Origin of the sequence: Aurantiacibacter atlanticus, from assembly GCF_001077815.2 — a bacterium.
GTDB lineage: Bacteria > Pseudomonadota > Alphaproteobacteria > Sphingomonadales > Sphingomonadaceae > Alteraurantiacibacter > Alteraurantiacibacter atlanticus.
This window is the reverse complement of record NZ_CP011310.1, coordinates 854209-866668: the sequence shown is the minus strand read 5'-3', so window position 1 is coordinate 866668 and position 12460 is coordinate 854209. Positions and strand designations below refer to the sequence as shown.

Genomic DNA, 12460 nt, shown 5'->3' with positions numbered 1-12460 from the left:
ACAGGTGGTGCTGGCACAGCCCGAAGATTGTAGGAAAACTGCCCGCTACTCGACAGCGGCGAAACTTTCGCCCAAGGAGCGGCCATGAGCTGGAACACGTTCGGTCGCGTCTTTCGATTTACCACCTGGGGGGAAAGCCACGGGCCTGCGCTTGGCGTGGTGGTTGACGGGTGCCCGCCGGGTATTGCGGTAACAGAGGCGGACATCCAGCCCTTCCTTGATGCGCGCAAGCCGGGCCAGTCCAAATATACCACCCAGCGCAAGGAAGCTGACGAGGTGCGCATCCTTTCTGGCGTGTTTGAAGGCCGAACCACGGGCACGCCTATTAGCCTGATGATCGAAAATACCGATCAACGCAGCAAGGATTATTCCGAGGTCGCCAAGGCGTATCGACCGGGCCATGCCGATTACAGCTATGATGCGAAATATGGCTTTCGGGACTATCGCGGCGGGGGCCGATCAAGCGCCCGCGAAACCGCAGCGCGGGTGGCCGCAGGCGCGATCGCCAGGCTTGTCATCCCGGAAGTGACGATTACCGGCTGGGTGGAAGCCATCGGTTCCATCGCGATGGATTATGGCCGCTTCGATGCCGGCGAAATTACCCGCAATCCCTTCTTCTGCCCTGATGCGATTGCAGCGGGCGAGTGGGAACAGCTGGTGGATGATGCGCGCAAGGCCGGATCATCCCTCGGCGCAAGCGTTGCCTGCTGCGCTGAAGGCGTGCCAGCCGGATGGGGCGCGCCGATTTATGCCAAGCTCGATAGTGAGCTGGCCGCTGCCATGATGAGCATCAATGCCGTCAAGGGCGTGGAGATAGGAGACGGGTTTGCCGCCGCCAGTGCCACGGGTGAGGCAAATGCCGATGCCATGCGCCCCGCCCAAGGGGGTGGCTTGGATTTTGCCGCCAACCATGCAGGTGGGATCGCGGGCGGAATTTCCACCGGCCAGCCGGTCACTTCACGAATAGCGTTCAAGCCCACCAGTTCTATCCTGACACCGGTCGAGACGATTACCCGCGAGGGCGATGCCACGGAGATTCGCACCAAGGGTCGCCATGACCCGTGCGTAGGCATTCGCGGTGTGCCGGTGGCCGAAGCGATGATGGCTCTGGTGCTGGCCGATCAAAAGCTGATTCAGCGCGCCCAATGCGGTTGAATATCTGCACGGATTGACCGGCCATCGCCTCTCGGAGTTGCAAAAACATCAACACTTGTTGCACTTTTTTAAACTTGCCCCTGTGTGATCGATAATTTCGATGTTTCCGATCGCACAATATTGCTTCTCTGCATTGCAGCAATGCCTATCTTCCTCTCACAAGTTCACTTTCGAAACTGATTGGAGATCTATATAATGGGTATTATCGGCAGCCAGATTAAACCGTTCAAGGCAACGGCATTCCAGGCGGACAAGGACTTTTTCGAAGTTACGGATGAAGACGTGAAGGGCAAATGGGCTATCTTCTTCTTCTATCCTGCCGATTTCACTTTCGTCTGCCCGACAGAGCTGGAAGACCTCGGTGAACATTATGACATGCTCCAGAAGCTGGACGTTGAAGTGTATGGCGTGTCGACCGATACCCATTTCAGCCACAAGGCATGGCACGATACTTCGGAGAAGATCGGCAAGCTGAAGTTCCCCTTCCTGGGTGATCAGCTTCACACGCTGAGCAAGAATTTCGACGTTCTGCGCGAAGAGATGGGCCTTGCCGATCGTGCGACTTTCGTTGTCGATCCCGATGGTGTCATCCAGATCATGGAACAGACCTGCGAAGGCGTTGGCCGCAATGCCAATGAACTGATCCGCAAGATCCGTGCGGCGCAATATGTTCGTGCCAATCCGGGCGAGGTTTGCCCCGCTGCTTGGGAAGAAGGTTCCGACACACTGGCCCCTTCACTCGATCTCGTCGGCAAGATCTAATTACCTTTGCGTAAGCGGGCCCTGCGTCCGCTACGCCCTTCCCGCGCCCTGTTAGCAGGGCCGGGTCGCACGAAGGCCCGGGGCACTCCCCCCTCCCCCGCCCCGGGCCTTTACCCCTCCCCCTCCCCGCAAGGATAACGCCATGCTCGATCAGGCCATGAAAGATCAGCTCAAAGCCTATCTCGGCAATCTGCGCGAGCCTATCGAACTTGTCGCCTCGCTTGGCGAGGGTGCGAAATCGGACGAAACGCGCGCTCTGCTGGAGACAATTGACGACCTTTCCGACAAGGTTTCTACCGCCTTTGATGGCGATGATGACCGTCGGCCCAGTTTCGTCGTGCGCCGTGCATCGGACCATTCGCGGCAAGTCCGCTTTGCCGGTCTGCCGATGGGGCATGAATTTACCTCGCTGGTCCTCGCGCTGCTATGGGCCGGTGGCCACCCGCCCAAAATCGATCAGGCGCTGATAGAACAGGCACGCGCACTGGAGGGCGATTATGCTTTCGAGATGTATTTCTCGCTATCGTGCCACAATTGCCCGGACGTGGTGCAGGCACTCACCCTGCTGGCGATGGAAAACCCGCGCATCAGCGCCACGCTGATCGAAGGCGGCACATTCCAGGATGAGATTGAGGCGCGCGGTGTGATGGCCGTGCCTGCCACCTTCCTCAATGGTGAAAGCTTCTACAATGGCAAAATGGGCCTGGAAGAAGTGCTGGCCAAGCTCGATACGTCCGCTGGGGCCAAGGCAGCCGAGGCGCAATCTGCCAAGGCACCGTTTGAAGTGCTGATTGTCGGCGGTGGTCCCGGCGGTGTGGCAGCGGCCATTTACACCGCGCGCAAGGGCATTCGCACCGGTATTGCTGCAGAGCGGTTCGGCGGCCAGTTGAACGATACGCTGGGGATCGAAAACCTTCCGGGCACTGAATATACCGAGGGCCCCAAGCTGACAGAAAGCCTTGGACGGCAGATCGCCGCGCTCGAAGCGATTGACCTGATGAACCTCGCAAAGGCGCAGAAACTGGTCCCTGCGGGTGAGCCGGGCGGGCTGCATGAACTCCACCTTGAAAACGGCGCCGTTCTGAAAGCGCGCTCCCTTATCCTGTCTACCGGGGCGCGCTGGCGCACGCTGGGCGTTCCGGGAGAGGATGAGTATCGCAACAAGGGCGTTGCCTATTGCCCGCATTGCGATGGCCCGCTGTTCAAGGGGAAACGCGTGGCGGTAATCGGCGGCGGCAATTCAGGTGTCGAAGCGGCCATCGATCTCGCCAATATCGTGGGCCACGTCACCGTGGTGGAATTTGATACCGCCCTGCGCGCCGACAAGGTGTTGCAGGACAAGCTGGAAAGCCTTGCCAATGTCGATGTGCTGGTAAACGCGCAGACCACCAGCATAGAAGGCGACGGCAACCGCGTCAGCGGAACGAGCTATAAGGACCGGGCAAGCGGAGAAGAACGCAAATTCGCGCTGGAAGGCGTCTTCGTGCAAATCGGCCTTGTCCCTAATACCGAATGGCTGGAAAACAGCGATCTGGAGCTTTCGCCCCATGGCGAAATCGTGATCGACAGCCAGGGCAAGACCAATTTGCCCGGCATCTTTGCCGCTGGCGATTGCACCACTGTGCCTTACAAACAGATCGTGGTGGCGATGGGTGCAGGTTCCAAGGCCGCTCTATCTGCCTTCGATTACCTCATCCGCAATAACGAAGCTGTGCCCGTCGCCGCCTGAGGCGAGCTACACGAAGCTTCAAATCGGAACGCAGCAAACCCCGGATCGGCAACCAGCCGGTGCGGGGTTTGCTGCTCCCTAGCGTGGCCATGGACCATGCCACCCCCACAACCGGCTATTTCGATCAATGATTGCTAACTAATCGATTGGACTAATCAGGCCGATAGTCGCATCTTCCCTCTCACAGACGAATCGACGTTTCACTGATTGAGAGAGGAAATCGACATGGATGCAGAAACAGGCTCAATGGCAGGGGGCTGCCCTTTCGGCGGTAATGGCGAAGCGCGCAGCCTTCTGGGCCGCACCAATCGTGATTGGTGGCCCGATGCTCTCAATCTCGAAATCCTGACACAGGACGGTAAGGCAGCCGATCCGATGGCTGAAGATTTCGATTATTGCGAAGCCTTCAACGCTATCGATTACGGCGCGCTCAAGGCTGATCTGACTGCGCTGATGACAGACAGCCAGGATTGGTGGCCAGCCGATTACGGCAATTATGGCCCCTTCTTTATTCGCATGGCATGGCATGCTGCCGGGACCTATCGCACGGGCGACGGGCGCGGCGGCTCATCAAGTGGGCAGCAGCGTTTTGCGCCGCTGAACTCCTGGCCTGACAATGGCAATCTCGACAAGGCGCGGCGCCTGTTATGGCCGATCAAGCAAAAATACGGCAAAAACATCAGCTGGGCCGATCTGTTCATCCTGACAGGCAATGTCGCGATCGAAACGATGGGCGGTCCCGTGTTCGGTTTCGGCGGCGGACGCAAGGACGTGTTCGAGCCGGAGAATGTCTATTGGGGCAGCGAAGAGCTCTGGGTTGATGAGGGCGTCGAGACACGCATCATCCCCGATGAAGGCAAGGCGATGGAAAATCCGCTCGCCGCGATCCAGATGGGGCTGATCTACGTCAATCCCGAAGGGCCGGGCGGCAATCCCGATCCGCTGCAAAGCGCACGCGACATGCGCGAAACCTTTGCCCGCATGGCCATGAATGACGAGGAAACCGTTGCCCTTACCGCTGGTGGCCACGCCTTTGGTAAAACGCATGGGGCCAAGCCCGCAGATACATTCAGCGGCGCGCCTGAAGGCGAGCATCTGGCGCTGATGGGATTTGGCTGGCTGACCGATAAGGAGGAGATCGAGAAGGGTCATATCACCACATCGGGCCTCGAAGGCGCATGGACGCCCAACCCGACCCAGTGGGGCGGCGACTATTTCCGCCTGTTGTTCAAATATGATTTCGAACTGGTGAAAAGCCCGGCAGGTGCGCAGCAGTGGCAACCGGTCAATCCGGACGAGGAAGACATGGCGCCCGATGCGCGCGATCCTTCCAAGAAGGTGCCAACCATGATGACTACAGCCGACATAGCGCTGAAGATGGACCCGGAATATCGCAAGATTTCGGAACGCTTCCGTGATGATCAGGCAGCACTGGACGATGCCTTTGCCAGGGCATGGTTCAAGCTGGTCCACCGCGACATGGGGCCCAAGGTCCGCTATCTCGGCCCGGAAGTGCCGTCTGAAGATCTGATCTGGCAAGATCCGGTTCCGGCCGGCACCACGCCGTCAGATGCCGATGTGTCTTCGTTCAAATCTGCAGTGCTCGATAGCGGGCTGCCCGTTGCCGAACTGGTCAAGGCGGCCTGGGCATCGGCTTCCACCTACCGCAATTCGGACCATCGTGGCGGTGCCAATGGCGCGCGCCTGCGGCTTTCCCCGCAAAAGGACTGGGCCGTCAATGATCCTGAAGAACTGGGCAATGTCCTGTCCAAGCTAGATAGCTTGCGCGGCAGTATCTCGATGGCTGATGCCATCGTGCTGGCAGGGGCTGCGGCGATTGAGAAGGCGGCACAGGACGGCGGCTTTGACATCAGCGTCAAAGTCACCACCGGTCGCGGCGATGCAAGTGCGGAGCAGACCGATGTTGAAAGCTTTGAGCCGCTGGAGCCGTTTGCCGATGGCTTCCGCAATTACCTCAGGACCAAGGCGAGCGTCAAAACCGAGGATATGCTGATCGACCGGGCCAATCTGCTCGGCCTGTCCATCCCCGAAATGACTGCATTGGTTGGCGGGATGCGCGCAATGGGTGCGGTCTCCCACCATGCCGATCATGGATCGCGCATTGGTGTGCTGACCGATCGTGCTGGCACGCTATCGACTGATTTCTTCACCAATCTGCTCGACATGGGCAATGAATGGGAAGTGGTCGAGGATAGCGGAGATGAAGAATTCGTCGGACGTGACCGCAAGACCGGCAAGGAGAAATTCCGCGCTACGCGAACGGATCTCGTGTTCGGTTCAAATTCGCAACTACGCGCCATCGCTGAGGTTTTCGCCGAAAATGGTGGTGAAAAACTCTTCCTGGACACTTTCGTTCGGGCATGGACAAAGGTTATGGACGCTGATCGGTTTGATGTGAGTTACGCCGAGTATCACGGATGATCGGATAGTATCCGAAGAGCTTACCCCCCAGTTCTCTTCGGGTCGCTTCAAGGCCCCCGGCATGATTGCCGGGGGCTTTTTTGCATTCACCGTTGAGCGAAGAATCGCGCCAACAGGCGTGCAGATCCACCTCGCGTCTTTCACCATGCTCATTGGCGCGGCCTGGCTCATCATAACCAAGACACGGGGCGGCGACATCAAGGGCTATCACAATGAAATTGTCCGGCTGTTTCTCAGCGCGCCGGCGAATACGCTGCTGCCGGATGATAAGGTTCAGCGTCGTCGTTTAAGGATGAGATATAGCGCACCATCGCCACCGTGACGGCGTGGTGCTGGACGGATTGCGGCGATGTCCGCTGCATGCTGCCCGGCGGCAAGCCAATCGAGCACCTTGGCGCGGATTGCACCGCGCCTTTCCCCCCGGTCCGCTGCATCGACGGGACGCGATTTGCCCGTCACCACCAGCACCAGCCGCGCCCCCATCGCCTTCGCCTGCATCAGACCGGCGTCAATCCGACGATATGCCTGATCAAGCGTGTGGCCATGCAGGTCCAGAGTGAAATCGGGCTGGGTGACGGTGCGGGAAAGGCGGCGCTCCCAATGCGAATCGAGCCCGGCTGAAACCTCTTTTTTCGGCGGTGCGTGCGGCGCGGGGCGCGAAACATTCTGTACACGCGCTGGCATGGTCTTGCGTGGCTGCGCAGGTGGAGGTTCTTCCGGTGCACCACCCTTAATCGCCTTGGAAGGGCCAATTTTCTTCGGATGAATGGGGGTGACGGTGCTGGCCAGTTGCGCCCATAGCGCGGCTTCCTCCGGCGAAAGACCTCTGGGCGCGCTCATGAAGCGGGACTCATTGTCCGATGCGGGCGGCTGCTGTCAGTGGCAGCAGCACCAGTGCCTGCCCGCGCCCGCTCATCCCGCCAGCGATCATGCGCGCACGATCGCCCGCACCCCAGAAGGTATCGAAGCGATTTGGCCCACGTATCGCGCCGCCAGTGTCATGCGCCACCCACAGACCATTGGCTTCGCGGCGATCCAGATCGAGCAAAACCGGCGCGCCATAGGGCACATATCGCGGGTCGACCGCGATAGAACTTTGCCCGCGAACCGGCACGCCGATGGAGCCGATTGGCCCCTCGCCCGTCAATTCGCGGAAGAATACCCAGCTTTCGTTCATGCGCATCAGCGCCGCGCCATCGCGCGGATTTTCGCGCAGATATTGCATGATGCCTTGCATTGATCCGGGGTATTGACCTGGGCCATCTCCCAGCAATCCGCGTTCGCGCATGACACCGCCGATACCGGTATAGGCGCGGCCGTTCTGCCCGGCATATCCGATGCGAATTACTTCACCCGCAGGTGTCACGATGCGGCCCGATCCCTGGATCTGGAGAAAGAAGAATTCGACGGCATCGGCGGCATAGGCGATTACCGGCACACGTCCATCAAGCGCACCCGCCTCAATATCGGCGCGGCTATAATAAGGAAGGCAGCCACCATCGGGCAATTGCCGGCCAAGCGGCGCACGTCCCTCACGCTCGCCAGGCGGCACGTCGTCGCGCCAGCAGCGTCCCAGATCGCCGGGTAATGCGTAAACGGGGACATCGGCAGGGGATCGGCGCGTGCGAGAGCCCGCTATTTGCGGTTCGAAATAGCCGGTCGCAAAGGCAGTGCCATCGCCAATGCGCACAGGCACAAAATGGCGGTTGAAGAAATGCGCAGCCTCATCACGCGACCAGCCAGCGGCGGCGCTGCATGGCTGTTGCCAGTCGGAAGGCACGGTCAGTCCGGAAAGATCATTCCTGGCTGTCGCTACCCGGCACGATGTGCGGAAAGCTTCAAGGGCGCTGGTGGCATTGGCGGGGTCTAACCGCGCCAATGTGGAAGAAGGCAGACGCACCGCCCCTAGCAAGACAGCTGTGGCGGCCACTGCTGCTGGCTGCTGCGACGATGATTGCGGCGGACCTGCGGGGACTATGCGCGCACAGGCCGCCAGCAGGCCCAGCGCGATCAATAGTGCTGATAAAGGAAAAGGGCGGCGTAGAAGAATGCTCACGCCGCAGGTTGATATCAAGCCGCGTCGGTCTCGTCGAGGAGCCAGTTGGGATCTTCACTGCGCACATCGCGGCTGAACGTCCAGATATCGCGGCTTTCAATCGCATCGTCGAGCGATCCGGCGATGACATTGCCTTCCGCATCACGCGTCACGCTGGCGATGTCGGCAACAAAACGCACTGCAATACGCGCCATCTTGCCATCCATCGTGGCTGAATGGACCGTGGTATCTTCAACGCGGATCAGACGATTCTCAAGCGTGACCCCGGCTTCCTCACGTTCGTCGATTGCGGCAGCGAAGCTGGCATAGACATCATCGTCACAAAGCTGCTCCAGCTCGGCCTTGTCGCCGCGCCAGAAAGCTTCGAGAATCATTTCATAGGCACCGCGCGCGCCCTCGAGGAAAGGGAGGAGCTCAAACCGGCGATCGCTTGCCGCGATTTCGCGCAGGCCCTGTTCGATAGCAGGAGCAAAACCTGTAAGCGCCCTATCATTGCGCGGAGCTTCTGCCAGCTGCGGCGCATGGGGCTGTCGCTGGGCATTGGCATCATCCGATCGTTCAAGGCGGTTGGACACGACCTCCTCTTCATGTTCTGCCCGGCGACCGAGCACCGAATACAGCCGCATGCCCAGAAAGGCTGCTATCATGGCGAGGATGACAATTTCCCAAATCACGCGATAAACTTCCCAATCTTGCCCGCGATTTGGACCGACGCGGGTTTCGGCGATATTGACCCAGATAGGCATCAATAGCAAATGAACAACCACGGCTTAAGGGCCGCTGAAGGTCATATCCGGGCGACCTGCCGTAAAGGATTAACGCTTCACGCGCAGCGTTGCTCCCAACGCGCAAGGGTGATAGGCGCGCGCTGCGAATCCACAGACGGTGGGCGCTACCCAAATACCGCCGCCTGATCCAACCGATTCTTGATATGAAAGTCTGATCCATGGCCGACGAAAATGACGTCCTCACCAATCTCGATTCCAACCAGCCCGGCACCGGTCCTGCTTCAGGCAATGGTGCTGACAATCAGCCGGTGGCAGGTATTGTTTCGCAATATGTGAAGGATCTGTCGGTCGAAAATCCGCGGGCGCCCGAAAGCTTCCAGTGGCGCGATCAGCCTGAGCTGGACGTGCAGTTCAACATTGGCGCGCGCGAGATCAATAATGAGCTGGCCGAAGTTGAACTCAAGGTCACCGCTACCAGCAAGACTGCGCAGGGCACTGCCTATATCGTTGATCTGTCCTATTGTGGATTGGTGACGATGCGTAACATGCCGGATGAACAGATCCACGCCTTCACCTATGCAGAAGCTCCGCGTATTCTTTTCCCCTTCGCGCGCCGCGTCATTTCCGATGCCGTGCGCGATGCTGGATTTGCGCCGATGATGCTGGACCCGATTGATTTCAATGGCCTGTATATCCAGCAATTGCAGGCCAAGCGGGCGCAGGAACAGTCTGGCGGCGATATGACACCGTCAGGCGGCAATACGCCTTCAGGCAGCGACAGCTGAGCCGCTCTGAATTTACGGGCGGTTGAGCGATGAGCCTGCTCAAGAATGTCGGTACGATTGGCGGCCTGACCATGGTCAGCCGCGTGGCCGGCATGGGCCGAGAGATGATCTTCAGCCGCGTGCTGGGAGCAAATGAAGTCACCGACGCCTGGTTTCAGGCTCTGATCATTCCCAACGTATTCCGGCGATTATTTGCAGAGGGCGCTTTTTCGGCCGCTTTCGTGCCAATGTTCTCCAAGCGGCTGAGCAAGGATGGTACAGCGGAGGCTGACGGGCTGGAGGAAGCGCGCAGCTTTTCCAATGACGTGATCTCGGTGTTCGTGCCGGTGTTGATTGCCCTTACCGCGATACTCGAAATTGCCATGCCCGGCGTGATCTGGCTGCTTTCGGACAAGCCTGTCGATCCTGACAAGTTTGATTACTCTGTCGATTTCGCGCGCATCATGTTCCCTTATATCCTGCTTGTCAGCGTGGTGACGCTGCTTACCGGAATGCTCAATTCCGTTTCCCGCTTCGCGCCGGGAGCAAGCTTTCCCATCATCCTCAATCTCGTCCTGATCGCTACGCTGCTAGGTGTGGAATATGTCGGGATGGACGAAGGCGATGTGGTGGCCATGGGATATATCGTCGCCTGGGCCATCCCTGTTGCAGGCGTCATCCAGCTGGCGTGGCTGATATATTGGGCACATGCCGAGGGCTTCCGCCCCCGCTGGATATCGCGCCCACGCCTGACGCCCGAAGTCAAAAGGCTGGGCATTATTGCCCTGCCCGCCGCGATTGGCGGGGGTGCCTATCAGATCAATACGCTGTTGCAGGTCTATTTCCTCAACCAGCTTGATGGCAGTGCGGTCAGCTGGATGAATTACGCCGACAGGCTCAACCAGTTGCCACTCGGCATAATCGGCATTGCGCTTTCCACCGCCATCCTGCCAACCTTGTCGCGTTTCGTCGGGGCTAAGGACGATGCGGGCGCGGCGCGCATCCAGTCCAATGCCATCGAACTTGGCATGTTGCTAACCTTACCCGCCACAGTGGCGCTGGCGGTTTGCGCGGTTCCTTTCGTGACCATGATTTTCCAGGGTGGCCGATTTGATCTTGCCGATGCCGCTGCCACAGGAAATGTGCTGGCGGTGCTGGTGGCGGGATTGCCCGCCTATGTGCTGGTAAAAGTGCTGGTGCCCAGCTTCTACGCCCGTTCGGATACGCGCACGCCTGTTTATGCTGCGGTTGCTGCGCTGGCTGTATTCATCGGTTTCAACATCGCTTTTCTCCAGCGCTTCGGCGTGGAAGGCGTGGCGGCCGCCAGTGCCATCGGGGCATGGCTCAATGCTGGTATCCTCTATTTCGTATTGCGCCTGCGCGGCTATTACCGCGCTGACTGGCCCTTGGTTGGTCGCTTGCTGCGCCAGTTGGTGGCAGCGGCCGCAATGGGCGGGGCATTGTTCTATGTGTCGGGTTTGCTAAGCGAATACTATTCCGCCGGGCTGTTCGCGCGATTGCTGGCGCTGGCCGCTCTCGCGGCATGCGCCCTCATTGTCTATTTCGGCGCAGCCCTTGCGCTTGGCGCAGTCAGCCGGGACCGGCTCGCGCAATTCATGACCAGAAGAGAGCCTTCACCTGATGCCTGATGCTGCAATGTCTACCTCCCCGAAGCCCACCTCCCCAATGACGGTCGTTTCCGGCATCCAACCTACCGGCAAGCCGCATCTCGGCAATTATCTTGGTGCGATCCGCAATTACGTCAAATTGCAGAATGAGGCACATGACAGCGGCGGCAGATGCTTTATCTTCCTTGCCGATTTACACGCGATTTCTATGCCGCATGATCCTGCTGAGCTGCACGCCAGCACATTGGAAATGGTCGCTACGCTGGTTGCCTGCGGGCTCGATCCGGCCAAGGCCGTATTGTTCAACCAGGCTCAGGTCCCCGCCCATTCGGAACTGCAATGGCTGTTGATGGGCACAGCGCGCATGGGCTGGCTCAACCGCATGACGCAATGGAAGGACAAGGCGGGAAAAAACCGTGAAGGCCAGTCCGTCGCATTGTTCGGATATCCTGTGCTGCAGGCGGCAGACGTGCTGTTGTATCAGGCAAACTATGTTCCCGTGGGCGAAGATCAGAAGCAGCATCTCGAACTGGCCCGCGATATTGCGCAAAAATTCAATAATGACTTTGCAAGTGAAGACGCGCCGGTTTTCACCCTGCCTGATCCATATATCCCCAAGGCAGCCGCGCGGATCATGTCCCTGCGCGATGGATCGCGCAAGATGAGCAAGTCCGAACCATCGGATATGAGCCGGATCAATCTGACCGATGATGCCGATGAAATGGCCCAGAAAATCAAGAAGGCAAAGACCGATCCTGAACCCTTGCCCAGCGAGATTGCGGGTCTGGCTGAAAGGCCTGAGGCGTTGAACCTGGTGACGATTTTTGCCGCGCTGGATGAGACCACGCCAGAAGCAGTGCTGGCCGAACACGGTGGCAAGGGCTTTGGTCACTTCAAACCTGTCCTGGCCGAGAAATTGCTCGAAATCCTTGGGCCGATCCGCGAATCCTTTGTGGAGCTGCGGCAGGATCGTGAAGTGCTGGACGCCATTCTAGCGCGGGGCGCGGCACAAGCCCGCGAAGCGAGCAGGCCCACGCTTAATGCGGCCTATAATGCGCTGGGTCTGGTGCGCGGCTGAAACTGCTAACATTGAAATATTTCAACTATTTAGCCTACTCTGGTTCAAGCAGGGTTCAGCCCGCCCTTGCTATTGCACGTCTCATCGTAGAGATTTGTGTGCGCCGGGTTGAGAGGCT

General features: G+C 59.0%; 10 protein-coding genes. 7 read left to right on the top strand and 3 right to left on the bottom strand.

Going from position 1 to position 12460, the window contains the following annotated elements; translation table 11 throughout:
- Nucleotides 1-84: 84 nt before the first annotated feature.
- The 4 genes from aroC (at nucleotide 85) to katG (ending at nucleotide 6088) form a co-directional block, all read left to right on the top strand.
- Complete coding sequence (aroC, locus tag CP97_RS04230) at nucleotides 85-1155, top strand: chorismate synthase (RefSeq protein ID WP_048884930.1); 1071 nt, start codon at nucleotides 85-87, stop codon at nucleotides 1153-1155.
- 195 nt (nucleotides 1156-1350) lie between these two features.
- The gene (gene ahpC, locus CP97_RS04225) at nucleotides 1351-1917 is read left to right on the top strand and encodes an alkyl hydroperoxide reductase subunit C (RefSeq protein WP_048884929.1); all 567 of its coding nucleotides are present in this window, start codon (nucleotides 1351-1353) and stop codon (nucleotides 1915-1917) included.
- A gap of 142 nt (nucleotides 1918-2059) precedes the next feature.
- Complete coding sequence (gene ahpF / locus CP97_RS04220; protein WP_048884928.1) at nucleotides 2060-3646, top strand: alkyl hydroperoxide reductase subunit F; 1587 nt, start codon at nucleotides 2060-2062, stop codon at nucleotides 3644-3646.
- 225 nt (nucleotides 3647-3871) lie between these two features.
- Nucleotides 3872-6088, top strand: a complete 2217-nt coding sequence (gene katG / locus CP97_RS04215; protein WP_048884927.1) for a catalase/peroxidase HPI — start codon at nucleotides 3872-3874, stop codon at nucleotides 6086-6088.
- Nucleotides 6089-6361: 273 nt separating this feature from the next.
- Here katG and CP97_RS04210 read toward each other — a convergent pair whose 3' ends face one another.
- From CP97_RS04210 to CP97_RS04200, 3 genes are read right to left on the bottom strand one after another with little or no spacing between them, the layout of a single operon-like run.
- Nucleotides 6362-6928 carry a Smr/MutS family protein gene (locus CP97_RS04210; protein ID WP_048884925.1) on the bottom strand — a complete coding sequence of 189 codons (567 nt, stop codon included), beginning with the start codon at nucleotides 6926-6928 and terminating at the stop codon, nucleotides 6362-6364.
- 10 nt (nucleotides 6929-6938) lie between these two features.
- The gene (gene mltA, locus CP97_RS04205) at nucleotides 6939-8162 is read right to left on the bottom strand and encodes a murein transglycosylase A (protein WP_418202077.1); all 1224 of its coding nucleotides are present in this window, start codon (nucleotides 8160-8162) and stop codon (nucleotides 6939-6941) included.
- On the bottom strand, nucleotides 8159-8818 hold the full coding sequence (locus CP97_RS04200) for a Tim44/TimA family putative adaptor protein (protein WP_048886707.1): 660 nt from the start codon (nucleotides 8816-8818) through the stop codon (nucleotides 8159-8161). The genes mltA and CP97_RS04200 overlap by 4 nt, the downstream gene beginning before the upstream one ends.
- A gap of 272 nt (nucleotides 8819-9090) precedes the next feature.
- Here CP97_RS04200 and secB point away from each other — a divergent pair, with 272 nt between their 5' ends.
- Genes secB through trpS form a run of 3 tightly spaced genes read left to right on the top strand, consistent with a single transcriptional unit; the run spans nucleotide 9091 to nucleotide 12342 of the window.
- Entirely contained in the window at nucleotides 9091-9657 is a 567-nt protein-coding gene (gene secB / locus CP97_RS04195; RefSeq protein WP_048884923.1) for a protein-export chaperone SecB, read from the top strand.
- A 29-nt stretch (nucleotides 9658-9686) separates the two neighbouring features.
- Nucleotides 9687-11285, top strand: a complete 1599-nt coding sequence (murJ, locus tag CP97_RS04190; RefSeq protein ID WP_048884922.1) for a murein biosynthesis integral membrane protein MurJ — start codon at nucleotides 9687-9689, stop codon at nucleotides 11283-11285.
- Between the two features lie 37 nt (nucleotides 11286-11322).
- Nucleotides 11323-12342, top strand: a complete 1020-nt coding sequence (gene trpS, locus CP97_RS04185; protein ID WP_048884921.1) for a tryptophan--tRNA ligase — start codon at nucleotides 11323-11325, stop codon at nucleotides 12340-12342.
- Nucleotides 12343-12460 lie beyond the last annotated feature (118 nt).

Coding starts and splice junctions, on each gene's coding strand:
- aroC (WP_048884930.1), top strand. CDS start 85: ATGAGCTGGAACACGTTCGGTCGCGTCTTTCGATTTACCACCTGGGGG.
- ahpC (WP_048884929.1), top strand. CDS start 1,351: ATGGGTATTATCGGCAGCCAGATTAAACCGTTCAAGGCAACGGCATTC.
- ahpF (WP_048884928.1), top strand. CDS start 2,060: ATGCTCGATCAGGCCATGAAAGATCAGCTCAAAGCCTATCTCGGCAAT.
- katG (WP_048884927.1), top strand. CDS start 3,872: ATGGATGCAGAAACAGGCTCAATGGCAGGGGGCTGCCCTTTCGGCGGT.
- CP97_RS04210 (WP_048884925.1), bottom strand. CDS start 6,928: ATGAGCGCGCCCAGAGGTCTTTCGCCGGAGGAAGCCGCGCTATGGGCG.
- secB (WP_048884923.1), top strand. CDS start 9,091: ATGGCCGACGAAAATGACGTCCTCACCAATCTCGATTCCAACCAGCCC.
- murJ (WP_048884922.1), top strand. CDS start 9,687: ATGAGCCTGCTCAAGAATGTCGGTACGATTGGCGGCCTGACCATGGTC.
- trpS (WP_048884921.1), top strand. CDS start 11,323: ATGACGGTCGTTTCCGGCATCCAACCTACCGGCAAGCCGCATCTCGGC.